The organism is Glaciihabitans sp. GrIS 2.15 (assembly GCF_035984695.1).
In the GTDB taxonomy this organism is placed as follows: Bacteria; Actinomycetota; Actinomycetes; order Actinomycetales; family Microbacteriaceae; genus Lacisediminihabitans.
Genome location: NZ_JAXCHU010000004.1, coordinates 324556 through 347599 on the forward strand (window position 1 = coordinate 324556; position 23044 = coordinate 347599).

22 protein-coding genes are annotated in these 23044 nt (G+C 63.8%); 11 read left to right on the top strand and 11 right to left on the bottom strand.

Going from position 1 to position 23044, the window contains the following annotated elements; genetic code table 11:
• The first annotated feature begins 31 nt into the window (after nucleotides 1–31).
• Nucleotides 32–730 carry an SOS response-associated peptidase gene (locus RCH11_RS08225; protein WP_327056501.1) on the top strand — a complete coding sequence of 233 codons (699 nt, stop codon included), beginning with the start codon at nucleotides 32–34 and terminating at the stop codon, nucleotides 728–730.
• Between the two features lie 526 nt (nucleotides 731–1256).
• Here RCH11_RS08225 and RCH11_RS08230 read toward each other — a convergent pair.
• Nucleotides 1257–3347, bottom strand: coding sequence for an acyl-CoA dehydrogenase family protein (locus RCH11_RS08230; protein WP_327056502.1), 2091 nt, complete (start codon nucleotides 3345–3347; stop codon nucleotides 1257–1259).
• Between the two features lie 176 nt (nucleotides 3348–3523).
• Between RCH11_RS08230 and trxA the strand changes: the two genes are divergently transcribed.
• Nucleotides 3524–3916: a thioredoxin gene (gene trxA / locus RCH11_RS08235; RefSeq protein ID WP_327056503.1), complete on the top strand. Its 393-nt coding sequence runs from the start codon at nucleotides 3524–3526 to the stop codon at nucleotides 3914–3916.
• Nucleotides 3917–4315: 399 nt separating this feature from the next.
• Here trxA and RCH11_RS08240 read toward each other — a convergent pair whose 3' ends face one another.
• Entirely contained in the window at nucleotides 4316–4750 is a 435-nt protein-coding gene (locus tag RCH11_RS08240) for a MarR family winged helix-turn-helix transcriptional regulator (protein ID WP_327056504.1), read from the bottom strand.
• Nucleotides 4751–4826: 76 nt separating this feature from the next.
• Between RCH11_RS08240 and RCH11_RS08245 the strand changes: the two genes are divergently transcribed.
• The 8 genes from RCH11_RS08245 (at nucleotide 4827) to RCH11_RS08280 (ending at nucleotide 14238) form a co-directional block, all read left to right on the top strand.
• On the top strand, nucleotides 4827–5624 hold the full coding sequence (locus tag RCH11_RS08245) for a TspO/MBR family protein (RefSeq protein WP_327056505.1): 798 nt from the start codon (nucleotides 4827–4829) through the stop codon (nucleotides 5622–5624).
• The gene (locus RCH11_RS08250) at nucleotides 5621–7279 is read left to right on the top strand and encodes a DHA2 family efflux MFS transporter permease subunit (protein ID WP_327056506.1); all 1659 of its coding nucleotides are present in this window, start codon (nucleotides 5621–5623) and stop codon (nucleotides 7277–7279) included. Before RCH11_RS08245 ends, RCH11_RS08250 begins: the two co-directional genes overlap by 4 nt.
• A gap of 213 nt (nucleotides 7280–7492) precedes the next feature.
• Entirely contained in the window at nucleotides 7493–9058 is a 1566-nt protein-coding gene (locus RCH11_RS08255; RefSeq protein ID WP_327056507.1) for a sugar transferase, read from the top strand.
• A 271-nt stretch (nucleotides 9059–9329) separates the two neighbouring features.
• Entirely contained in the window at nucleotides 9330–9638 is a 309-nt protein-coding gene (locus RCH11_RS08260; RefSeq protein WP_327056508.1) for a hypothetical protein, read from the top strand.
• Between the two features lie 20 nt (nucleotides 9639–9658).
• The gene (locus RCH11_RS08265; RefSeq protein ID WP_327056552.1) at nucleotides 9659–10873 is read left to right on the top strand and encodes an FAD-dependent oxidoreductase; all 1215 of its coding nucleotides are present in this window, start codon (nucleotides 9659–9661) and stop codon (nucleotides 10871–10873) included.
• A gap of 101 nt (nucleotides 10874–10974) precedes the next feature.
• A complete protein-coding gene (gene acpS, locus RCH11_RS08270; protein WP_327056509.1) occupies nucleotides 10975–11394 on the top strand; it encodes a holo-ACP synthase in 420 nt (139 codons plus the stop codon).
• A 196-nt stretch (nucleotides 11395–11590) separates the two neighbouring features.
• Entirely contained in the window at nucleotides 11591–12535 is a 945-nt protein-coding gene (locus RCH11_RS08275; protein ID WP_327056510.1) for a hypothetical protein, read from the top strand.
• A complete protein-coding gene (locus RCH11_RS08280) occupies nucleotides 12532–14238 on the top strand; it encodes a hypothetical protein (protein ID WP_327056511.1) in 1707 nt (568 codons plus the stop codon). Before RCH11_RS08275 ends, RCH11_RS08280 begins: the two co-directional genes overlap by 4 nt.
• A 9-nt stretch (nucleotides 14239–14247) precedes the next feature.
• Here RCH11_RS08280 and RCH11_RS08285 read toward each other — a convergent pair whose 3' ends face one another.
• From RCH11_RS08285 to RCH11_RS08325, 9 genes are all read right to left on the bottom strand, one after another.
• Complete coding sequence (locus RCH11_RS08285; RefSeq protein ID WP_327056512.1) at nucleotides 14248–15765, bottom strand: lipopolysaccharide biosynthesis protein; 1518 nt, start codon at nucleotides 15763–15765, stop codon at nucleotides 14248–14250.
• A gap of 45 nt (nucleotides 15766–15810) precedes the next feature.
• A complete protein-coding gene (locus RCH11_RS08290) occupies nucleotides 15811–17079 on the bottom strand; it encodes a hypothetical protein (protein ID WP_327056513.1) in 1269 nt (422 codons plus the stop codon).
• A gap of 50 nt (nucleotides 17080–17129) precedes the next feature.
• Complete coding sequence (locus RCH11_RS08295; protein WP_327056514.1) at nucleotides 17130–17786, bottom strand: hypothetical protein; 657 nt, start codon at nucleotides 17784–17786, stop codon at nucleotides 17130–17132.
• A 16-nt stretch (nucleotides 17787–17802) separates the two neighbouring features.
• Complete coding sequence (locus RCH11_RS08300; RefSeq protein ID WP_327056515.1) at nucleotides 17803–18120, bottom strand: hypothetical protein; 318 nt, start codon at nucleotides 18118–18120, stop codon at nucleotides 17803–17805.
• A gap of 72 nt (nucleotides 18121–18192) precedes the next feature.
• Nucleotides 18193–18465 carry an acyl carrier protein gene (locus RCH11_RS08305; protein WP_327056516.1) on the bottom strand — a complete coding sequence of 91 codons (273 nt, stop codon included), beginning with the start codon at nucleotides 18463–18465 and terminating at the stop codon, nucleotides 18193–18195.
• A gap of 192 nt (nucleotides 18466–18657) precedes the next feature.
• Entirely contained in the window at nucleotides 18658–19158 is a 501-nt protein-coding gene (locus tag RCH11_RS08310; RefSeq protein ID WP_327056517.1) for an aminotransferase class III-fold pyridoxal phosphate-dependent enzyme, read from the bottom strand.
• Nucleotides 19159–19324: 166 nt separating this feature from the next.
• Nucleotides 19325–19597, bottom strand: coding sequence for an aminotransferase class III-fold pyridoxal phosphate-dependent enzyme (locus tag RCH11_RS08315; RefSeq protein ID WP_327056518.1), 273 nt, complete (start codon nucleotides 19595–19597; stop codon nucleotides 19325–19327).
• A 33-nt stretch (nucleotides 19598–19630) separates the two neighbouring features.
• Entirely contained in the window at nucleotides 19631–19786 is a 156-nt protein-coding gene (locus RCH11_RS08320; RefSeq protein ID WP_327056519.1) for a hypothetical protein, read from the bottom strand.
• A gap of 5 nt (nucleotides 19787–19791) precedes the next feature.
• Entirely contained in the window at nucleotides 19792–21099 is a 1308-nt protein-coding gene (locus RCH11_RS08325; RefSeq protein WP_327056520.1) for an ATP-grasp domain-containing protein, read from the bottom strand.
• Between the two features lie 338 nt (nucleotides 21100–21437).
• Here RCH11_RS08325 and RCH11_RS08330 point away from each other — a divergent pair, with 338 nt between their 5' ends.
• On the top strand, nucleotides 21438–23042 hold the full coding sequence (locus RCH11_RS08330) for a WecB/TagA/CpsF family glycosyltransferase (protein ID WP_327056521.1): 1605 nt from the start codon (nucleotides 21438–21440) through the stop codon (nucleotides 23040–23042).
• The last annotated feature ends 2 nt before the right edge of the window (nucleotides 23043–23044 follow it).

The window sequence follows — 23044 nt, forward strand, 5'->3', positions numbered from 1 at the left end:
CAGTGTCGCCCGTACGCGCCAGAATGGGCGCATGTGCGGACGCTTTGCGATGGACAAAAGCACCGACGACCTGATCGAAGAATTCGTCGCGGTCGGCGGCGACTTCCGCGACTGGCGGCCGGGATGGAACATTCGCCCGACCGATCCCGTGGCCGTCGTGCTCGAGTCGATGAAAGACGGCCACGAGCCCACGCGCCGACTTGAGCTCGCCCGCTGGTCGCTCACGCCCGCCTGGTCGAAGACGTTGAAGATGAAGGTGCCCACCTTCAACGCGCGCAGCGAAGGAATCACCGAGAAGGCCTCCTACAGGGCATCCATCCGATCGAAGCGCGCCCTGATCCCCGCCGCCGGCTACTACGAATGGCAGACCGACCCGGCCACGAAGAAGAAGACGCCGTTCTACCTGCGAGCTCCCGAGGGCGAAATGTTGGCCTTCGCTGGTATTTATTCGTGGTGGAAGGATCACTCCCTGCCCGACGACGACCCGCGAGTGTGGACGCTCACGACCACGATCCTCACCGCGGACTCCGTGCACACCCTCGACCACATTCACGATCGCAATCCAGTTCCGCTCCCCCGCGCGTTCTGGAACGACTGGCTCGACCCGCGCATCGAGGGCACCCAGGACTTCGTGGATGCCGCAGTCGCCGCCGCCGTTCCCGTGGCAGAGTCCCTCGAGATCATGGAGCTCAATGCGGTGACAGATGACGAGCCGACGCCGAAGGCCTGACCCGGCATCTCTTCGCCGTCGGACTACTCGCTGTGGTTGATCTGTTCAGGCCTGAGCGGGCTACTCGCGAGACTGCGTGCATGATCAGGGGCACCCGCGGGTAACGCTCTGCGCATCGTCTCGTCTCGTCTCGCGCGAATAGTTACGTCTCGCGCAAAGTCACGTCTCGCGCATCGTCACGTCTCGCGCCGGAATGCCCGGATCAGCGCAACGGTGACGAAAACCGCCCCCGCCAGGCCGAGCAGCAGCGCCGTCGGGTCAGGCCCCTGCGTACAGCTGCTCACGGCAGCATCCGCTGAATCTTGGCACGAACCGGTCCGGAACCCGAAAATGGGCGCCGCACTCAGCGGTGCGGCGATCACCGCTGCGATGAGCCAGCCAACGTGTACCCGCGCTCGTGATCTCACCCAAGCAGCATTGCACCGTCACTGTGTACCGTCAACGTGAGAGATCGAGAACCTTCCTCAGGACTCTTACTCTGCAACGACGAAATTTCCGATGAAGGCCGTTCACCTCCGGGGCGCGACTACCGCTTCCCGGTGAGCGACTTCTTTGTCAGCGACTTCTCTGGCACCGGCTCGATACCAGCCGCGCGGCGAACGCGGAAGTACTCCGCCGCCTCGTCCTGCCGCGCACGCTCAGCTCCCGACGCGATCGCGGCGCGCACATGCTCCGGCTCAAAGCCGAAGGCATTCACGAGATCGAGCGCGTGCGGACGCAGCCGCGGAAGCAGGCGATCGTCGATGTAGTCGGTAATCGCCGCGGCACGCTGGGCAGAGAGGCGGCCGTTGATGAGGTACCAGGCGAGGTTCTTTTCGATCAGAGTGAATCCGAACAGGTCGCGGAGCCAGGTAAGCACCTCGACCGTCTTGGCATCGGTGACGCCCTCTAGTGCCTCGGTGAAGGCCTCCCACTGCAGCAGTTCTGCGTGAGCAAAAGCCGCTTCGATGAGCTCGTTCTGGTTGGCGTTGAAGAGCGCGGCCGCTTCGGTCGGGGAGGCCTTCTGCGCAGCGCGCAGGCGCCCCGCGAGAGAAGCGACCATCGTCTGCACTCGATCCGTAAGCAGTTGGCGCTGGGATGCCGCGTCCCGCACGAACCCGACCGACCGGGCCGTCGAGCCGAAGTCAGCCACCGTCTGCACGAATTTGCGAAGGCCGGAGCGATTGACGGCCGCGTCGCCCACCTGCCCGGCGACGTAGCCGGCCAGAGCGCCCGCATCCGCATTCCTGAATTTACGGGAGTAGTCACTCAGCAGGCGCTTGGCGACGAGCTGAAGAAGCACGTTGTTGTCTCCCTCGAAGGTCACGTAGATATCGAGGTCGGCGCGCAGTTGAGTGAGACGGTTCTCGGCAAGGAATCCGGCGCCCCCGCACGCTTCCCTCGCCTCCTGGATGATCTCGAGGGCGGTCCAGGTGCTGAGCGGCTTGAGGGCCGCCGCGAGGGTCTCGAGATCTTCGCGGTCGGCATCGGTTGCCCGCGCGCCGGAGAAGACACCATCGAAAGCGGTGAGCAGCTTCTCGTGCGCAAAGGACATCGCGTAGGTCGTGGCCAGCTTCGGTAGCAGCCGACGTTGGTGACGCTGGTAGTCGAGGATCACCTCTTCTTTCGTGGGGTCGGCGGCGGTGAACTGGCGGCGTTGCGATCCGTAGGTGATGGCGATGAAGAGGGCGAGCTTAGAGGCGACGACGGATGCCCCATCGAGCGAGACGCGACCCTGCACGAGCGTGCCGATCATGGTGAAGAAACGACGTCCGGGACTTGCGATAGCCGAACTGTAGGTGCCATCTGCGGCGACGTCACCGTATCGGTTGAGCAGGTTCTCTCTCGGCACCCGCACGCCGTCAAAGTGCAGCCGACCATTGTCGATGCCATTGAGGCCACCTTTGAGCCCGTCATCCTCGCCGCCGATGTTGGGCAGGAAACCGTGGGCGTCACGGATCGGCACGTAGAAGGCGTGCACTCCGTGGGTGACGCCCTTCGTCACCAGCTGCGCGAAGACGACGGCGGCGGCGCCGTGCAGGGCGGCGTTACCGAGGTAGTCCTTCCAGGCGGCGCGGAACGGGGTATCGATCACGAACTCCTCGGTGGCCTCGTCGTAGGTCGCGGTGGTGCCGATGGCTGCGACATCCGATCCGTGACCGGTCTCGGTCATCGCGAAGGCGCCAGGTACCTCGAGGCTCATGATGCCGGGCAGGAACCTCTCGTGGTGGCGCTGAGTGCCGAGGTGCAGCACCGCTGCGCCGAAGAGGCCCCACTGCACGCCAGACTTGATCTGGAGAGATGGATCGGCGGTGACAATCTCCTCGAAGGCGGCGATGTTGGCCCCGTGGTTGTCTTCACCGCCGAGGGCGGTCGGGAAGGCTTTGAGCACCGAACCGGCGTCGGCGAGGAGCCTCAGCTGACCGAGCACGCGCTCGCGCTGGTCGTCGAGGTTGAGGCTGTCATCGCGATGGAACGCGGCGTCTTTCATGAGCGTGCGGGACTCGCGACGCGCATCCGCCCAGGTGCCAAGGAGGTACTCCCCCAGCAAGGCGGTATCGATGCTGCCTGGCGTCGTGGGGGTTGATGCGACGGTGAGCAGGGTTGGCACGGTGACTCGGTCAACGAGGTTGGTCATGGTGAATCGTCTTTTCCGTAGGAGGTCTTTCTCGACGTTACGAGCGGGTGCGAAGTCCGCAAAAGAGGTGGTGCAGCCCGCACGAAAGGCTCGGCTGCTGAAAGGTATCCGTTGTAGACATCCACAGTAAGCAGTGCCCAGGGAATGCGAACACCTACTACGCGGTTCTGGATATTATGCCTACCATCACACTGACCACGGATGCCTTCGAAGACACTGTCTCCTCCTCCGGAATCACCCTTGTCGACTTCTGGGCCGAGTGGTGCGGTCCGTGCAAAATGTTCGCGCCAATCTACGAGGCCGCGAGCGAGAAGAACCCCGACATCATCTTTGGCAAGGTCGATACTGAGGCCGAGCGGGCCCTCGCCAGCGCCGCGGGTATCACTTCGATCCCGACGCTGATGGCGTTCCGCGACGGCATCCTGGTGTTCTCGCAGCCCGGCGCACTGCCCGCCCCCGCACTCGACCAGATCATCACTGCGGTGAAGAGCCTCGACATGGTCGAGGTGCAGAAGAAGGTCACCGAGCAGGAAGCTGACGCGGCGGCCTCGCAGCGCGCTTCGGAGTAGGGGCGGCGGCTTCTGGCTTGCTGCGCATCGTCCTCGGTGCGCGCCCGTTCACGTTCCGGCGCTCGTTTCTGTGCGAAATGCAGGATCCAGTGTGGCCGGTGGGACGGATGAGCCACTTCCACCGCACCAGTAACGCCGGCTCCTGAATTTCGAACCGGGACCGCGCGCGGGCGACCGTGCGCCAGGACCGTGCGCGCTTATGGCAACATCATCGCCGCGCCCAATCCCCCCACGAGTTCTGTGCGAAATGCAGGATCCAGTGTGACGGATGTGACGGATGGGCCACTCCCACCCCACCAGTTGTGCGCGGGCGGGCGGGATTGGCGGGACGCGAAAGCACGCTCAGCGGAGGTGCGGGCAGCGGCGCTCAGTACGCTCAGGAGGATGCCGCACTGCGCACTAATCAATGTCCCAGCGGCCAACCGCGGTGGCGTGGATGATCGCGAGGAGTTCAGCTCGCAACCTGACGTTGTCGGCGATGCTGGGAAACAGGTCGGCCTCGAGTGTGCGGGCCGAATCCCATGCCGCCTCCCCGGTCGGCGTGCGTGTGACCACGTGGCGACGGCCGTCGTGGGGATGCTTCTGACGAGCGATATAGCCCTGGCGTTCGAGCCCTTCGAGGGTGCGTGACATCGTCTGCGCCTCAACCCTCGCCACTTTCGCCAACTCGGTCTGGCTGAGGGCACCCGCGCCGAGTACGTGCAGCACGATCAGACCGGCGTGGGAGAGCCCGAGCTGTTCCAGCGCCTCGACCCAGGAGTGCTCGACCAGGCGCGCCGCGGTTGACAGCAGCCGACCCGTTGGCCAGCCGTGCATTCCGACCGGCTCCGTCATCGCGTCACCGCTTCCATAATTCCCCGATCGGGCTATCGTGAATTACTAAGCTAGCTGATGAATTAGGGAGTACCCCGTGGATGAGACCCGTGACACCCTGCGACAGGCCGTCGTGCTGGTCAGCGCCATCATCGCTGTGGTCGGTGCCTTCATCGGATCCGGGGCTGCGGGCGGAACGCCGATCCAGAATGCGGCCGGCGGCGCTCTCGCGGCGGATGCCACCCCCATCGCCCCCGGCGGGCCCGCCTTCGCAATTTGGACTCCCATCTATGTCGGTCTCCTGGCCTACGCGGTCTGGCAGTCACTACCGAAGCAGCGGACCGACGAACGTCAACGGCGACTCGGCTACCCGATCGCGGCATCCCTGATTCTGAACGCAACCTGGATCCTCAGCATCCAGTTCGGCTTCCTCGCCGCGAGCGTGCCGGTCATCGCCGCCCTTCTCGTGGTGCTGATCTGGGCCTTCCGCATTACGCTCGACACCCGCCCGAAGAATGTCGTCGAAACGATCGTCGCTGACGGCACCGTCGGGCTCTATCTCGGCTGGGTCTGTGTGGCGACGGCCGCCAATATAACCGCTTTACTCGTGGCTGCCGGCTTCCGTGGCTTCGGACTGGGAGCGGATGCCTGGGCTGTGCTGATTGTGTCGGTTGCCGGCCTCGTCGGGGTGCTTGTCGCCATTCGCGGAAACGGTCGACTCGCACCGGCCGTCTCTCTCTCCTGGGGGCTCGCCTGGGTCGCCGTCGCGCGGCTCACAGGCGATCTGCTTTCGGCGCCCGCTGCGATCGCCGCCATGGTCGCGGTCGCCGCAGTGATCGCGGTCACGATCACTCTGCGCATTCGCAACCGATCCCCGAGGGCGGTTGTCGCATGAGCGAAGTCGCCGCGGGATCCTCCCGCCGGCGGTGGGCGGGGCTCGTCTTCATCAGTATCGCGGTCGCGCTGATCATCGTCGACTCGACGATCGTGAATGTGTCGATTCCGTCGATCATCAAGGATCTCGCCATCAACTCCACCCAGGTGCAGTGGGTGCAGGAGAGTTACACGCTTGTCTTCGCCGCGTTGCTCCTGGTGTTCGGCACGCTTGCTGACCGTTTCGGACGACGCAAGATGCTCATCATCGGCGTCACGATCTTCGCGCTCGCCTCCATCCTGGCCGCGTTCGCGCAGACCGGCGAGCTGCTCATCGGTGCTCGCGTCATCCAGGGCATCGGTGGCGCGATGGTGCTGCCGACCACGCTATCGATCATCAACGCGACCTTTCGTGGCCGGGACCGCGGCATCGCATTCGCGGTCTGGGGCTCCACAATAGGCGGGATGGTAGCCGTCGGCCCACTGCTCGGCGGCTGGCTCACCACCTACTTCTCCTGGCGCTGGGCATTCGGTATCAACATCCCCCTTGGCATCCTGATCACCGTCGGCACTCTGCTCTTCGTGATCGAATCGCGGGATGCCACGGATGCGCGCCGCATCGACGTCGTGGGCGCCGTCCTCTCGATTGTGACCAGTGCGTCGCTCGTTTTCGGACTCATCGAGGGGCGGACGTATGGCTGGTGGCTGGTGAACAAACCACTGAAGCTCGGCGACTGGACCTGGCCCTTCGACCTGTCTATCATCCCTCTCACGTTCACCGTCACGATCGTGGCCGGGGCGGCATTCGTGATGTGGGGCGTCTATCGCCAGCGCAACGGCAAGACCACCCTGCTGGCATTCAGCCTCTTTCGTATCGCCTCATTCCGCAACGGCAACATCGCCGCCCTGATCGTGTCGCTCGGTGAGTTCGGCATCATCCTCTCCCTGCCGCTGTGGCTCCAAAACGTGCTGGGCTACGACGCACTGCAAACCGGATTCGTGCTGCTCGCCCTCGCTATCGGCTCCTTCGTCGCCAGCGGGTTCGCTGGTGCCTTCGGCAACCGGGTCTCGCCCGTCACGATCGTGCGGGTCGGGCTCGTCGCAGAGATCATCGGCGTCACTGGCCTGGGTTTCGTCATCTCGGCGAGCGCCACCTGGCTCGTGATCGTGCCGTTCCTCTTCGTCTACGGGTTCGGCGTCGGCCTCGCCACAGCCCAGCTCACCGGTGTGGTGCTCAAGGACGTTCCGGTCGCAGCGAGCGGCCAGGGCTCAGGCACCTCGAGCACGGCCCGCCAGATCGGGTCGGCACTGGGTATCGCTATTCTCGGAACGATCCTGTTCACCTCGGCGGGCACCGCCCTCGACGCCCGGCTCAGTAACCTGCCGGATGCCGTGCGCACGCAGGTGGTCAACGCCGTGGTCGATAGTGCCGGGGCCGCAATCCCTGGCCTCGAGAAGCAGGATGCGGCGATCGCGGCGGATGCCCGCATCGCTTTCAGCGATGCCACTCGTTTCGCAGCGTTCTCGGCTGCAGGATTCCTCGTTCTGGGATTTTTGGCGACCCTGCGTCTCAGTGGCGTCTCTCGGAATCGCGAAGAGGAACTCGTGGAAGCTGCGATTGCAATGGAAGTCCCGCCTAGCTCTGTCTCCGATGGCCCCCCGAAAACCTCGGCATGACTATTCCCCGAATACCCGCTAGGCTTTCAATACTCGTCGCATTCATTTTCGGTCCACCCAGGCCGACTAAATCGCGAGGTCTTACCCTTTACCCGATGTAGTACCTGTAATCCGACACTGCAGGATAGGCCCGATGTACCCGACATTGTGCGCTTGGCGACCCCGCCGAGCGGCTAATTTTACCCTTACCTGTGAGCACCCGGCGGGTGGCTCATGACCAGTGATGTCCGAAGTGGCATGCCCGCGCTCGGCACGCACTCCGTCTCGCCCCGCGGCCGAATCCGTCACACGAGCCCCGTCGACACGCATTCCGTGCCGGCGAACAGCCGTGCGGTCACCGCGGAGGCGCCGCACAACGCCAACTCCTGGGGGCGGCACTTTCGCCGCAACCTCTTGGCCACCGACACGGCCATCGTCGTGCTGGCGACCGCCGCGTGCCTGCTCGGTCGATTCGGGCTAAGCGCTGCGGAGGTGGATGTCGTCGGCGTCTCGGTACAGTACGTTACCGTTGCGACCCTCGTCGGAATCCTCTGGCTGGTCATGCTCGCCAATTACCGCACTCGCAACGTGCGCGTACTCGGCATGGGCTTCGCGGAGTATAAAAGTGTCGTGAATGCGAGCGTGCTCACCTTCGGCATCCTCGGCATACTTTTCCTCGTCTTCCAGGTGCAGATCGCACGCGGCTTCTTCATCGTCGCCCTGCCGGTTGGCCTCGGAGCGTTGCTGCTCGATCGCTGGCTGTGGCGCCGCTGGCTCAACCACAAGCGCCTCGCCGGTCACTACCTATCTCGCGCGATCGTCGTCGGTGACACGGATGACGTGAATTATGTGGTGAGCCAGGTCGACAAGAAGTCCGGAGCGGCCTACCGCATTGTTGGTGTCTCGATCCCCGAAGGACAGCACCTGACCGCGACCTTCGCCAAGAGCGTCGTCCCCGTGATCTCCCGCCTCGAGGATGTCGCGGACGCGGTGCGCGCAATCGGCGCCGATGCAGTGATTGTCGCTGGTAAGCCGGGAGGGTCGAGCAACTTCATCCGTGACCTCGGCTGGGAGCTCGAGGGAACCGGCGCAGAACTGGTCGTTGCCGCGAGCCTCACTAACGTCGCAGGCCCCCGCATCCACTTCCGTCCAGTCGAAGGACTTCCGCTCATGCACGTCGAGCTCCCGCAGTTCGAGGGCGGCAAGCACCTCTTGAAGCGAGTCGTCGACGTCGCGCTGTCCGGCGTCGCCCTGCTGGTGCTCACGCCGGTCTTCGCGATCGTCGCGGTCGCCATCCGCCGCGACAGTTCCGGCCCGGTACTGTTCCGGCAAGACCGGGTCGGCCGCAACGGCCAGACCTTCCGTATGCTCAAGTTCCGCTCGATGGTTCAGACCGCCGAGACGGACCTCGCCGCCCTCAAAGAGAATAACGAGGGATCCGGGCTGCTGTTCAAGATGAAGAACGACCCGCGCGTTACCCGAGTCGGACAGGTGCTGCGCAAGTTCTCGCTCGACGAGCTCCCCCAGTTCTGGAATGTCTTCGTTGGCCACATGAGCCTCGTCGGACCGCGCCCCCCGCTCGAGAGCGAGGTGCAGGGCTACGAGCGCCACGTGCACCGTCGCCTGTACATCAAGCCCGGACTCACCGGCATGTGGCAGGTCAACGGACGATCCGACCTCAGCTGGGAGGAGAGCGTGAGGCTCGACCTCTACTATGTGGAGAACTGGTCACTCACAGGAGACCTCATCATCCTGTGGCGCACGTTCAGAGTTCTTACCCATCCGGTGGGAGCGTACTGATGGGCGCTCGAATCCCTGCCTCGAGGGTCAGTCTGCTGCCGACCGCGGGAACGGCCGACAACGATAACCGTGCCTCCGTCGGGGTGAATTTCATCATCGATTGCTTCAGACGGACAAACAAATGACTTTCACTCGACCGTCAGACTTGCTCAGGGCTCAACATTCACTCACTCCTGCCGCTTCAATCACTCGACGAACCGGTTGCGAGCGTCCCGGGCCTATTACGCAAGCCATAACTGCTGGGCCTTCATGTCGAGCCGACCCAGCTCTGTTGCCAAGCGCCCGTGCGCAACCCAATGTGCAGCTTAACCTCATTGGCGACATCGTTGCCTGCGATGGCGTCGGCGAATTGGTGATACTGCCCCACCTCTGGAACTTCGACCTGCTTGCCGTGGGTGACGTCATTGTGCTGCGTACGACCGGCACTGGCCTCGCAGACGATAAGAACGGTGACGACACCTGCGCAATGACTGCCGTCCTGGCCCTTAACCACGGGCTCGCCACGGTGCAAGCCGTATCCGAAACGTCGCGACAAATTTCCCACCTGCGCGCGGGAGCGGAAGAGGAGGGGCAGTCATAAAGAAAAGTAGCCTTCTCGTCATCGGTGGCGGAGTCGCGGGAACGATGGCCGTGGTTGCGGCGGTCTCTCGTGGCTTCGATGTGATCTGGGTCGCCGATCGCATCACGCTGCACGACCAGTCCGCTCACTGGCATGGCCACCTTCACCGCGGTCGGCTGTACGATCCCGAACGCGAAACCGATCTCATCGACGAGCTCTCCCGAAACGCGCGCTTCTGGTGGAGTGATGCCATTCGTCCGTTCCACACGGACATTCAGACGATCGCCATCGGACCGGACGAACGGTGGGCAAACTCGTTTCGCGAGAGGCTAACCGAGCCGCGCCGGCCCCAGTCCGAGACATCATTCCTGCGCTCCGATTCGACGGCGGTCGACACAGACGAAGCGATCCTCGACGGGCCGGCATTCCTCGACGCTGCATATCGAACCGCAATGCGTGGAGCAACCCGCATCCTCGGCCGGTGCGATAGCCTTCGCCTTGGCTACGACGGCTCTTGGTCTGCCGACATCTCCACTGCACTCGGCGAGCAAGTCGAGGTAACGGTGGCCGGCGTCATCCTCGCCACCGGGGCAGCCGTACCCCAGCTCGTTCCCGATGAGGTCCACCTCGACCTGCAGTTTGGGGCGAGGCTCAGCCGAATGCTCGTGATGCACGGAGCGCTGCCTCGTACTGCAGCGATAATACCGTCGCGTGCGGCGGGTGGCTTGTTTTTCGCCTCGCGGGAGATCGTGGACGACTCAAGCGGCCGGGCGCGCGCATGGCTAGTCTCGGATAGCTTCTCGTCACCGGGCACCCATTCGCCCGGCGACCTGACCGACGGGTGGTGGAGTTGTTCGGTCATCGAGAGACTGCTCCGCTTCGTTCGGGAAGAAGTGTTCGAGGATGTCACGGTCGGCGGGTACCTCGCGACGAAGTTTCGCCTGGCTTCGAGCCCAGCACAGGTGCCCGCAAAAGGGGTCTCGGTGGATCTCGAGCACTCTTTCGTGGCCCTCGCCCCATCGAAGTGGTCGACCGCCCCCACCTCCGCCATCAACGCTATCGATGCGATCATTCCCGACCCGCTCTCGCTTGACGATCGCATCGACGCGATGACGCAACTCCTGGGCGCGGAAGCGGTCGAGCCGCTCTCCCGCTTCGATGAGACCTGGCAGACACTGACGAGATGGGTTCCATTCACTTCTCTGACCACACCCGGGCTTGATTCGCTCCGGAACGCAGCAAGTATTTATCACTAGGTGAGGTCGTGAATTCCGTAGCGCCTTGTCAGGACGTGCCTACGAAGGTTGCGGAATTGCCCTCACTGCAACACCCATAGGCTGATTGAAGGAGAAACTGGATGGCAAAACCAACGGTCAGTGGCTTTGAAGTGCGGGTCGGCTGCGACGTGCAGTCCATCGACGATGTCCGTACCGCCATTGGTAGCGCTGGCGACCGCTACCTGCGCCGCGTTCTAGGTCACGGAGAGCGCGCTGAGGCCGCACGGTTGGCTACTCCCGAGCTCCTTGAGCGATATGTGAGCGGTCGCTTCGCCGGGAAAGAAGCCGTCTACAAGGCGCTCCGCGTGCGACCAGACATCGCTCTCGGATGGTCCCAAATCGAGATCATCGGCGACGAGGCCGGGGCGCCGCGGGTCCGCCTCACTGGCGCAGCCGCAGAGCTGTCAGCTGCCGAAGGCATCGACGACATCGCAATTTCGATCAGTCACGCCGGATCGTTTGCGCTTGCGGTGGCGACAGCGGTCGCCACGCCGGAATAACAACGGCAGCCGACAGCAGCATGCGCCTCGACACGGTTGCACTCGCCTACCCCCCGCTCGCGGGGTAGCTTTCCTGGCAGAAGAAGGATAAACATAAATCGCTTGAAATTTCGCATGTCCGCCAGCCCTCCGTCCCGGCGGATTCCCCCCGGGAACTCCGGCCCCATGCGTGTCGCCGCACCGTGAAGGGGCCCGCATGACCATCTCCGAAACCGGCGACTTGCTGACCGCGCAGCGCCGCGCATTCCACGAAGGACTCATCGAGCACGAGTGGCTCCTTCCCGCGCGGGCCGCGATGCTCTTGGGTCTCGGACCGAAGTCTGTCGCGGTCTACGATGGCCTCGTTGCGCTCATCGCCATTACTGCGCGCGATCTCTTCGCGGCGGAGGTCACGCCCGTGCGGTTCCCACCGATATTCGCCGTTGGAATGCTCGAGCGGACCGGGTACGTCGCGTCATTCCCGCAGCTGCTCGGCACGATAAATTCATTCCTCGGCGGACCATCGGAATACCGCGAGCTCATTGCCGAATACGACCGCGGCGGGGATTGGCAGGCGATGCTCGATACGACAGGGCTCGCGCTCGTCTCCGCGGCATGCCACCCCTTGTTCGCTCATCTCGAAGGCTCAACAGCCGACGCGGGGAAGCTCTATGAGCTGACCGGCGAATGCTTCCGGCACGAGCCCTCCGAGGACCCGATGCGCCTCATGAGTTTCCGCCAGCGCGAGTACGTGCGCCTCGGCACCGAGATTCAGGCGAAGGAGCATCGGCGCCAATGGCTCGAAATTGCTCAGCAGCTCTTCGCACAGCTGCAGCTGCCGGTCGATGTCGTGCCCGCGAACGACGCGTTCTTCGGGCGAGGCGGTGCGATGCTAGCGGCGAACCAGCTCGAGACCGAGGCGAAGTTCGAGATCGTGACCGAAGTGTACGAGGGCACCCAGACAGCGATCTCGTCGACGAATTTCCACGGCGATCATTTCGGACGCGACTTTGCCATCGCACTTGAGGACGGCTCAGTCGCACAGAGCGCGTGCATCGGGTTCGGGATGGAGCGCGTCGTGCTCGCGCTCGCCAATCGCCACGGCTTAAAACTGGATGAATGGCCGGCGGGTGTCCTGACGCTTCTGGGGATCCAGAAATGACCTCGCTCGGCGAGCAAACATGGTTCCGTAGTGAAGATCGCACCCTCGAAGGCTGGGTACACCGCCCCGACGCCGGCCGTGCCGTCGGCGCCATGGTGATCGCCGGCCCGTTCGCGCACGAGGCACTCGTGACCTATCGAGCGCTCCGTGTTCTCGCAGTGGAAGCCGCCAAGCGAGGTTTTGTCGCCGTGCGATTCAGCTGGTCCGGCACTGGCGACTCCGAGCCGGCGCCCGTGAACGCCGACCTCTCGAGGGCCTGGCAGGAGGATCTGGCCGCGGCGGTCGAACTCGCCCGTGCGGCATCCGGCCTTGAATCGGTGGATGCCATAGGGGTCAGGTTCGGGGCATCCGTCGTTGCCGCGGCCAACGTTCCCCTACGAACGCGTGTGTTGTGGGAGCCGCTTGGCGGACGAGCCTTCCTGCGCATGCAGTCAAGCCTTCTTACGATGCACCTCCCGGTAGGATTTCCCCGCTCCCCGCACGGTGTCGAACTCTGTGGCTACGCACTCGATGAGGACGCAGCGGCCTCGTTACGAACCCTGTCCGACCCTCGTTCGGCCGACTTCAGAGACCCCACGCGCGGTACTCAACTCGTTCTTGACGATGATCCGAAGACAGTGGCCGAACTCTTCGGCCGCGAGCCGTACTACGCGCGCGTACAGCTACCGTCCATCGAGAGAGCGCTTAACGCCCTCGACCGGACGCCCGCCGTCGCACTGCCGGAGTGGAACCCGGAGCGGGAGCTGATCTCGGTGGATCCAGCGAGCGGGAGGCGGATTCGGCAGACCCTGCTCGCTCTCGGATCAGATCGACTGCCCGGAATCTTCACCGAGCCTGTCGATGGCCCGTCAGCGTCGGTGGCTGCGCTATGCGTCCCCTTCTCGAACGACCCGAAGGGGGTCGACCGAATCGCCAGAGCGACCTCATTTCGTCTTGCCGGAGGAGGTATCCCGTCTCTGCGCGCGGACCGGAACGGGATCGGTGACGCAGCGAACCCGCGTGCCCTCACCGAGACAACTGCCTTCGTTGAAGCGCACTACGCCGATGTCGCGCAGTTTGCCGCGTGGCTGGCCAACCGGACGGGGAAAGAGATTGTCGGCATCGGATTGTGCTCCGGCGCGTGGCTTATCGCTCGCGCGGCAACCCTCGTGCCGTTCAAGCGCCTGATCATGGTCAACAATCAGGCGTGGAGCACATCGCCTCGCTATTACGAGCGGCAGGAACGCATCCTGAGCGGGATGACCGATATTGCCGAGAACCCGGATTCTAATTTCTCGGAGGCGCAGGCGCCAGCAAGCGGACGACTCAGGCAGCGGCTCAGGCATTTCGTCCGACAGCACGCACCGTATGTGATCCGGTACCGGCTCTTCTCTCTGCTCGACCGTGATGAAGTCGGCGAGTCACTGCTCAAGCCGGTGCCGGAGCAGACAAGCATCAGTCTGCTCTTCGGCACCGACGACCAAAGGCACTGGGACTCGGCGCGGGGTCGCGATTCGCTGAGCCGCCTGAGGCGACGAGGACGCAGAATCGACGTCCGGTATGACCCGAGAGCCGACCACGGGCTCATGTCGGAGGCCGCCTTCCAGTCCTACCTTGAATTTCTCGATCGCGAGTTCGACCTTCGGGCACCGAGCGGCGCAAAATCCGCTGACGAGGCGATCGCCGCAACGATTCCGAACGCGAGTGACGCAGCGAAGGACTAGCTCCCTGACTCACCCTGGCGTCGCAGCGCCGCGCCGAAAGATTCGCCCTGCGCCGTGCCGCACGAGACCCTCGAGTTCGACCCATGTGTCCCGCGCGGTGAAACGGAATATGGGGACATAGACGGCCACGACGGTGACGCCGACCAAGAGGATACCGACCAGGTCAGGGAAGCCCGCGGTGAGCCAAGCAACCAGATAGCCAGCTCCCCCGGCTGCCGAGCCGGGAATTGCAACCTGGACGAACCTGCCGATGAGTGCCCACCCGTTGGTACGGAGCTGCCGAGCCGTGATGAACCAGCGGATAAACGTCACCACGATATTGGCGACAAGGCCAGCCACGACAACTCCATGAAGCCCCTCGTTCGATCCGATCCAGATCGCGGCGACGAGCATCATCGAGGAGTAGAGAGCATAGAGCGTCCAGAGCCGGGGCCGCCCGATCCCGGCATACAACGCGTGATCAAGCGAGTCGAGGAGGAAGACCGCCGTGAACGCGAGGATCTCACCGGGCGCGATGCTCGCATTCCACTGGTTTCCGTACATGAAGGGCACCAGGTGCGGCGCGGATGCTGCGATGAACACCATCAACGGAACGAGGAGGGCGTACATGGTGGAATACGACCGCAGATACCCCGATCGTAGACGCTCGACCGATTCACGGATCCTCGCGAAAGCCACTGTGGAGACCTGGAGGATAACCGAGAGCACGACATCCGTGACGACTCTGACGAGCCGCTGGACAATATTCAGGTAGCCGAGCGCGGTCACGCCCAGTGTGGCCGTGATGATGAAGTTGATGAGCAATTGGGCGGCGGTCTGGATCCCGGTGCTCACGACGTAGTGGCCGCCGAACCTGACCATCTTCGTTAGTTCTGACCAGGAGAACTGGAACGACGGGCGGTACCGAGCGGCAATCCAGGCCAGCAGAGTGGCGATGAACTGCAGCGTCAGGGTCTGCAAGACAAGCGACCACACGCCGAGTCCTGAGAGGGCAGCAGCAATCGCCACGCCCTGACTAACGAGTGCCGCAATCGCGCCCTGTACTGCAATGGCCTGAAAGCGGAGCTCGCGACGCAAGATTGTCTGCGGAACGGCGCCGAGCGAAACAAGGAGCGCCGCCGGCGCGAGCCCCTGCATCACCGGACCAGCATTCGGCTCGCCGAGTAGCTGCGCAAAGAGGGGCGCAGCAAAAAAGAGCGCGCAGCCCCCGATAAGGGCGATCGAGGACGAGACCCAGAAATAGGTGTGGTACACGATCCTGGTTGGAGAGGGGTGCTGAAGCACATACATCGTGATTCCGAGGTCGGCGAGGACCTGAAGAATCGGAATCAGTGTCGCTGCGATCGTAACGATCCCAAAATCGCTCGGCGACAATAATCGCGCGAGAATCAAGACAGTCACGAAGGCAGTGACGCGTGTGAGGAGGTTTTGCGCAATGGACCAGAACGCGCCAGCCGCGGCCGTGCGCGCGAGTCCGCCACTCCCCCCTTCGCCTGCTCCCGGCGAGTGAGTCGATTCGTCAGTCATGAAGTTCGGTCTTCTCATTCTCCGCGGCACCAGGCACCCCCGGAGTCACGACGTCCCGGATAGGACGACCCCTGCGAGATACTCGTTCCGGATCCGCTGCACCGAGGCGTGGCCAGGTTCGGCGCCGAGGATCGCCGTGATGAATCTCTGTCGGCCGGTTCGCCAGGAGACCTCATCTCCTGGGCCTACGTCAAGGAAGACCCGCTCGACGCCCGGGATGTTCGGCACCGAGTCGAGTTCCTCGACCGCAGTGATGCGATGGAAGCTGGCATCCGGCTGGATATCCAAGCGAAAGCCGACATCCGCCGATCGAGGAACGGTTCCGAATACAACGTGTTCGCCGAGCGCGAGTCGCATCGTCACTAGGATCTCACCGATCGCCAGCGCCCGCGTGATGAGGCCGCAGATCGCACCGCCGGCCATGCAGCCGTTGACCTCCATAGTGACCGGACCAGCGTCGATGCATTTCACCTCAACATGCAAGACGCCGGTCTCGACGTCCAGGGCTCGCGTCGCGCTCACGGCTGCCTCGATGAGACGCTCCTCCAGGTCGCGCGTAAGATCAGCCGGGATGAAATGACCCGTCTCGCGGAACGGCGGTGCCAGTGCCGGTTTACCGGTGACATCGAGCACGCTCACGAGCACGTCGCTCATGACGAGCTCGACGGAGACGAACGGGGCGTTGCCAGCACCGGTGACCGGCGCAGAAAGATCGGGAACGGAGCACTCGAGCATCATTCGGCCCAGCGTGACGTACTTTATGGCCACCTCGAGTTTGTCGAGCGAGTGGATCACCGCCGTGTCCATCGCGCCTCGGCCCCTTCTAGGCTGCATCACGAGGGGATAGGCATTGAGTCCAACTGTAGCGACGGGAGACGCGACGACCTCGTCAAGGTTCCAGAAGTCTGGGGTGGGGAGCCCGCGATTCCGGAATTCGGTGCGCTGCTGGAGCTTGTCGGTCAGACGCTCAGAGGTCTGGGTGTTGGAGAACTTCAGGCCGAGTCGATCTGCGATCTTCGAGGTACGGACTAGGTCGCCGTCGTTGAAGCAGACGATCCCGCGCGACTCGTGGCCGCCGATCACGGCGGCCGCGTCGGCGACAGTCATTCCTGTCACGTCGACAATCGTGCCGAGGCCCCGGACGAAGCGATACGTAGCCCGATCAGCCTCGTCGCCGTGCGGAAGCACCCGAAGCAGTCGGCACACCCCGTCTGCCGCCTCCGCGAAGAGCAGAGGTGGATCTTCGTCCGCGAGGCCCTCAAAGACAACGGCGAGGAGTGGCATGACATCCTCCGGCCGATTGCTGGGCGTCATCGATACCCATCTTCCGCCAGCATAGTTGAGTAGTACACCCTCCCACGCCTCTACTGCGTGCCCGAGATGGCGACGCAACCGAGCACATCGTCCCTGATGCGGCGCACCGTTTGATGATGCGGAGCCGTTCCGATGACCGCAGCGGCAAAGCCGAGCGTGCCATTGCGCCAGGAGAAATCGTCGCGGCGTCCAACGCGAGGCACCACTTGCTCGACGCCCGAACTATGCAGCACGGCGTTGAGTCTATCCACCGCAGTAATCCTACGGATATTGGCGTCTGGTTGAACGTCGAACCGGAAGACCACTCCGTCGGGCACTGGGAGGTCGCCGAGCATTGGCTCTTCACCGACAGCGAGACCCATGACGAGCTGCACCGTGTCGATGCCCAGCGCGCGCCGCATCCGGAAATGGACTCCGGCTCCCGAAAGGGAGGCGCGAGAGGGGGTACGACTCGACATCCCCAATACATCGACCATTCCGCTGCTGCTAATGAGCTCGACGGACACATACGGCGCGCTCCCCGCGCCCGTTTGCGGCATGGTGGGATCAGGAATGTGCCCCTCAAGCAGCATCCTTCCGGACGCTATCACGGCGACGGCGGCACGCAACTGTTCTTCGTCGCTGATCAGCTCAGTATCCTGACTGCTCGTCCAGCGGCGGGGTTTCAGGACGAGTGGTAATCCGCCGTCGACGACGCCGCGGGGCACGCGCTCGTCCGCGAGGTCATCGACGTTCCAGAATCGCGGGGGTCGGCAGGTGGTGGTCTCGGAACCCCGTGCGCTGCGCGAGTTTGTCCGTCAGTCGATCAGTCGTGGGACGCTCGTAGAACACAAGCCCGAGCAGTTCGGCGACCTCTGCCGTCCAGCGAAGGTGCTCGTCGATGAAACAAGCAATCCCCTCAGGTGCCAACGCACGGATCGCACTGGCGGCATCCGACGTCGGCCGGCCGCCGAAGTCGATTACCTCACCGAACCGCAGCGGCGAGCGACCGCCACCCGATCCGCCATAGACGATCACCAGACGGGAAAGGGTCTTCCGCACTGTACCGACACCTCGCTGATCTTCTCTAGCGAATCGTTCGCTGCGCCCCGGACGACGGACGAACGGGGCGTGTCACGAAGCCGCACCGCTGGTCTCGTCCGTCACCCCGCTCGCCGCAAGGGCCGCTCGCAACGAACTGACGGACGCGAACGTGTCGCGGCGCAGAAGTGCATCAGGGAACTCGATATCGAACCTGTCCTCTATACCCATCAGGACATTGACGACGGCGTGCGAGGTAAGTCCCTGCTGGTAGAGGTTGTCATCGTCACCAAGCGTTGCACTGTCTACGGCGAGCCTTGCGCTACTGTTCAGGACTTCGCGAATCGCATCGGTGATTGTTGACACACGTCCCCTTCCCTTCTCTAGTGTATGTGATCAGGATGCTTGCTGCGGCAGGCCTCCCCTTTCAGGCTCCGGCGAACATCGCGTGGATCGCTTGCTCGACGATGTCGATTCCGCGCGACAGGTCAGCGTCATCGATGGTAAGTGCGGGCAGGAACTTTATGACCTCGTCCTACGCACGCGCGTTCTCCGCTTTTAGCGCTTATGCGAACGCCGCGCGGGACACTCGGGCGCCGAAATCCGGATCCACGGTGGATGCGAGGCCCCAAAGAAGTCCGCGGCCGCGTGCTTCGGGCTCGCCGGGGTGGCGGGCTGCAATCGCCGCCAGGCGCTTGCGCAGAATGGCGCCCTCGCGCTTGATATCCGCGCTGAAGACGCCGTCTGCCCAGTAGACGCACAGCGCCGCGTCGCCCGAACGAATCCTAGGTTGTTGCCGCGAAACGTGCCGGAGTGACCGCCGGGCGCCCAGATGTCAAGTTCTGGTCTGATCAGCACCAGCGACATCGGCATACAGTACGCGGGCAGCGACTTCCAGAGGAGGACAAGATCGGGTCGGATCCCTGACTCCTCGAAACTGAAAAAATCGCCCGGACAGCCACACCCCGCCTGAAAGTCGTCGACGATGGGCGGGATCTCTCTCGGCGGTGATTTGGGCGACCGCGCGCAGCCATTCCGGACTCGCCTTATTGACACCATCCTCGCCCTGGATACATTCCACGATGATCGCCGCCGGCAGATCGGGCCCGCTCGAGGGATCGTCGAGCTGCTTCTCGAGGAGGGCGATCGTGTCGACGTCGGGACCTTAGTAGCTCTCTTACGGCAAAACGCTCACGCCGGCCAGCGGGATCGCTGCGGCGCCGCGTTACTTTCGCGCCGCCGTCGCCGCGAGAGCGCCAAGGCTATGTCCGTGGTAGCCGTGCGTGAACGCGATCACGTTCGTGGGCTTGGTCACCTGGCGCGCGAGCTTGATCGGAGCCTCCACGGCATTCGCTCCGGTGGGGCCCGTGAACTGAAGTTTGTAGCGAAGCCTGCGCGGCGCGAGTACGAGGTCGCGGAAAGTCTCGATGAACTTTCGCTTCGCAGTCGTCGCGAGATCGAGACTATGGACGACACCATCGCGTGAGAGGTAGTCCATGAGAGCCCGCGTGGAGTTCGGGTTGTTATGCCCTCAATTGAGGGTTCCGGGCCCGGCGAAGAAGTCAAGGTAGTCGATCCCGTCCTCGCCGATCATGAACGAGCCATGCGCGGTGTTGAGAGCGACGGGGAATGAGCGGATGTACCCGCGTACCTCCGACTCCCATTCGTTGAAGATGCTGAGATCCATCGGCACTATCCCCTCTCGAACCTAGGAATCAGGTCATCGTGTCCATCGATACGGACGAGCGTGGTGGTGGCCGCGATGAGGCGACGAAGCTCCTCGTGGTCGCGAGTCGTGCCCGTCAGGCGGAAGACATGCGCTTGCGATCCTTCGCGCCAGTCGATACTTTTGCCGGGCCCACGGACGAGCACGATCTCATTAACACCGTCGACGGCTTGCAAGTCGGACAGCCCCTCGACGGCATCGATCCACGTGATGTCCGATTCAGGAAACACATAGAGCAGATAGCCGACGCGAGTGCATGGGACCGGCCGTTCGAGGCCCACCGTCACCCCCAGCGCGAGACGGAGAGCGGCGCGCAGGATGCTGAAACCCGATGCGCGCTCGAGCATCTCGGACACGCCCCCGCCCGGACGACCGTTCACCTCAATCACGACGGGACCGTCGTCAGTGAGTTTGATCTCGATGTGCAGACACGCCTGCGTGACTCCTAGCGCCAGCGCCGCATCGCCAGCGACCCGAAGAATGTCGGCCTGCAGCGAGGGAGCGACCGCCGTGGGCGTGCAAAGCCCGGTCTCCCGGAACGGCCAGCGGAACGGCGTTCGAGCGCTGATCGCGGCGTGCGCGACGCGGCCTCCCTCCACGATGCTCTCCACCGAGACGAAGGGGGCGAACCCCTGACCGCCGAGGGGTTCGACCGGATCCGACACGAACTGCTCGAGGATGTATTCCTCGGCCGGTTGGCCCGGCCTCGCACGGAGTTCTGCGATTGTCGCCGTCAGCTCATCGAACGAGTCGACCGGGAATGTGTCACGGCTCGCCTGGCCGCGCCGGGGTTTCAGGACCGCTGGATAGGGGAATTCCTTGGCCAGCGCCGCGATCGCGGCATCGTCGGCATCCGGAGGAATTGTGCCGAAGGCCGGCACAGCAAGGCCCGCCGCCGCGAGTGCCACGCGCTGCTCATACTTGTCGGTGAGCTTGGTCGCTGCGTCTACGCTGTGGAATGGTTTTGCAAGCGCGGCGGCCAGCACGGCCGTCCATAGGAGGTCGGCGTCGTGCATCGAGAGCACACCGTTGGGTTGATGCTCCTCGACGAGCGGAGAAACTTGCGCCACCGTAAGCCCAGACGTGTCGATGACTGGACCCAACCTGCGCAGAAGAGGTTGCATCGCAGCTGCCTCCGGATTGGACGAGTCGATGATCCAGACAATCCGGCACAGTCCGTCTGCGGCCTCGACTATCGAAAGGGGGGCGAACGACTGTGGGTGGTAAACGTAGGCGAGAGCGGGGAGCGACGCCAAATCAGCCTCGGCCGTCATTTCGGACCTCAGAACTCTCTACGGGTTAAATTACACCGATACTATCGGCACCGTCTTGCGGTGGCCATCCCCACTTCACGGGTCTCGACCGGGGCGGTCGTTGCAGAACGTTCGGCGGTTTGGGGGGCGATGCAAGTCGTGCGGCCGACGGATATGACGACTGCGCTCAAGCCAGCTGCACGGGACCGCTCCCCCGGATCGGGTGAGTATCGACTGTTGAGCGACGCCACTAGGCTGTGGAGGAACGAGCCTGTTCTCGATTATGGAAATCCGACGCATCCGACCCGGGGAACCTCCGTGCTGAAACTCCTCGAACCGCTCGCCATGGCCCACAATCGATGACAGACTTCCCGCGTATTTCCGTCGCCGGCTTCCCCGTGCACCTGCTCGACAAGCAGGACGCTCTCGCCGCGATCATCGAACGCTGGCGAAGCGGAGGTGCGGTACCTCTTGGTGTCGCCTCAATCAACCTTGACCATGTGCATCATTTCGGTACGGCAGGTGCCTCCCACAGGCTGCGTAGCTCAGGTCGCGTGGAATGGCTCGACCTTATCGACGGTGCCCCGATCGCGGCCGCCGCACGGCGACTGACAGGTTCAGCATGGCCGCGACTTGCCGGGAGCGACCTCATCGCCCCGTTGCTTGACCAGGCTGAGCGCGACGGCGTAAGGATCGGTTTCCTGGGTGGATCCGATGAAACAAGGACTTTGCTGCTCGAGGCGCTCACGCGCGAACGGCCGGGCCTGACGATCGCCGGGTCTTGGTCGCCGTCCCGGCACGAGATCTTGGACGAGGATGCAGCGCGAATGCTTGCCCAGCAGGTGCGAGCCGCCGCCGTCGACGTGCTCGTGGTCGGTCTTGGGAAGCCCCGCCAAGAGATCTGGATTGATCAGTGGGCCGGCGAGACAGGAGCACGCGTGCTGCTCGCCTTCGGTGCCGTCGTCGACTTCCTCGCGGGCGAATTGTCGCGCGCGCCGAGATGGATCTCCCGCGCCGGATTCGAATGGGCATGGCGACTCGCCCTCGAGCCACGGCGATTGGCGAGGCGCTATCTCGCTCAGGGGCCCTCCGCCTACCTGGCATCACGCAACGCGATCATGCTGCCAGGGCGCGACATCCCCCTGTCGTCTGAAGTCCATGGCGCAGTCATCATCCCCGCCCATAACGAAGCATCGGTCATCGAGCGGACGCTCACCGGGCTCGAGCCGCTGATACGGCATCCGGGAGTAGAAATTTTCGTGATCTGCAATGGGAATACCGATGACACCGCGGATCGCGCTCGGATGTTCCCTGGCGTTCGAGTCGTCGAAATCGACGAGGCGTCGAAGCCCGGTGCCCTCAATGTGGGCGACCGGATCGCAACAGCGTGGCCGCGCATCTATCTGGACGCCGACATCGAGGCCTCGGCGACAGCGCTCGCCGCCGTGCTCGAAGCGCTGGCCCGCGACGACGAGGCCCTCGAGGCCGCGCGGCCATCGACCCGGTACGACACCGGCGGCGCCTCAGCCCCAGTTCGGGCTTATTACCGTGCCCGAGCGCGTATCCCCTCCTTCCGAACCGCCCTGTGGGGCGCCGGGGCTTACGGGATCACGGAACGAGGGCACTGCCGCTTCGAATATTTCCCCGAGGGCCAGGCAGATGACCTGTTCGTCGACGAACTGTTCCCCGCTGCCTCTAAAGAAGCCCTCCTGACAGATCCAGTTGTCGTGCGCACCCCCCGAAATCTGTCGAGTCTGCTCCGGATACTTCGCCGCGGGCTGAACGCAGGGGCAGCGGCGGGTCAGGTTACGTCGAGCCGAACGGCTCGAGAGCTCCTCCGCACCGTCCGTGGCCCACGAACTGCTGTCGACGCGATCGCCTATGCCGCGATCGTCGTGTGGGCACGCCAGGGTCCAGGAGCACGTCGAGAGGAACGGTGGGGTCGAGATGATTCGAGTCGGTGAAG

What these genes read in the sequence shown, in the direction of transcription:
- RCH11_RS08225 (WP_327056501.1), top strand. Translation starts at nt 32, where the DNA reads ATGTGCGGACGCTTTGCGATGGACAAAAGCACCGACGACCTGATCGAA.
- RCH11_RS08230 (WP_327056502.1), bottom strand. Translation starts at nt 3,347, where the DNA reads ATGACCAACCTCGTTGACCGAGTCACCGTGCCAACCCTGCTCACCGTC.
- trxA (WP_327056503.1), top strand. Translation starts at nt 3,524, where the DNA reads ATGCCTACCATCACACTGACCACGGATGCCTTCGAAGACACTGTCTCC.
- RCH11_RS08240 (WP_327056504.1), bottom strand. Translation starts at nt 4,750, where the DNA reads ATGACGGAGCCGGTCGGAATGCACGGCTGGCCAACGGGTCGGCTGCTG.
- RCH11_RS08250 (WP_327056506.1), top strand. Translation starts at nt 5,621, where the DNA reads ATGAGCGAAGTCGCCGCGGGATCCTCCCGCCGGCGGTGGGCGGGGCTC.
- RCH11_RS08255 (WP_327056507.1), top strand. Translation starts at nt 7,493, where the DNA reads ATGACCAGTGATGTCCGAAGTGGCATGCCCGCGCTCGGCACGCACTCC.
- acpS (WP_327056509.1), top strand. Translation starts at nt 10,975, where the DNA reads ATGGCAAAACCAACGGTCAGTGGCTTTGAAGTGCGGGTCGGCTGCGAC.
- RCH11_RS08275 (WP_327056510.1), top strand. Translation starts at nt 11,591, where the DNA reads ATGACCATCTCCGAAACCGGCGACTTGCTGACCGCGCAGCGCCGCGCA.
- RCH11_RS08280 (WP_327056511.1), top strand. Translation starts at nt 12,532, where the DNA reads ATGACCTCGCTCGGCGAGCAAACATGGTTCCGTAGTGAAGATCGCACC.
- RCH11_RS08285 (WP_327056512.1), bottom strand. Translation starts at nt 15,765, where the DNA reads ATGACTGACGAATCGACTCACTCGCCGGGAGCAGGCGAAGGGGGGAGT.
- RCH11_RS08290 (WP_327056513.1), bottom strand. Translation starts at nt 17,079, where the DNA reads ATGACGCCCAGCAATCGGCCGGAGGATGTCATGCCACTCCTCGCCGTT.
- RCH11_RS08310 (WP_327056517.1), bottom strand. Translation starts at nt 19,158, where the DNA reads ATGGTGTCAATAAGGCGAGTCCGGAATGGCTGCGCGCGGTCGCCCAAA.
- RCH11_RS08315 (WP_327056518.1), bottom strand. Translation starts at nt 19,597, where the DNA reads ATGGACTACCTCTCACGCGATGGTGTCGTCCATAGTCTCGATCTCGCG.
- RCH11_RS08320 (WP_327056519.1), bottom strand. Translation starts at nt 19,786, where the DNA reads ATGGATCTCAGCATCTTCAACGAATGGGAGTCGGAGGTACGCGGGTAC.
- RCH11_RS08325 (WP_327056520.1), bottom strand. Translation starts at nt 21,099, where the DNA reads ATGACGGCCGAGGCTGATTTGGCGTCGCTCCCCGCTCTCGCCTACGTT.
- RCH11_RS08330 (WP_327056521.1), top strand. Translation starts at nt 21,438, where the DNA reads ATGACAGACTTCCCGCGTATTTCCGTCGCCGGCTTCCCCGTGCACCTG.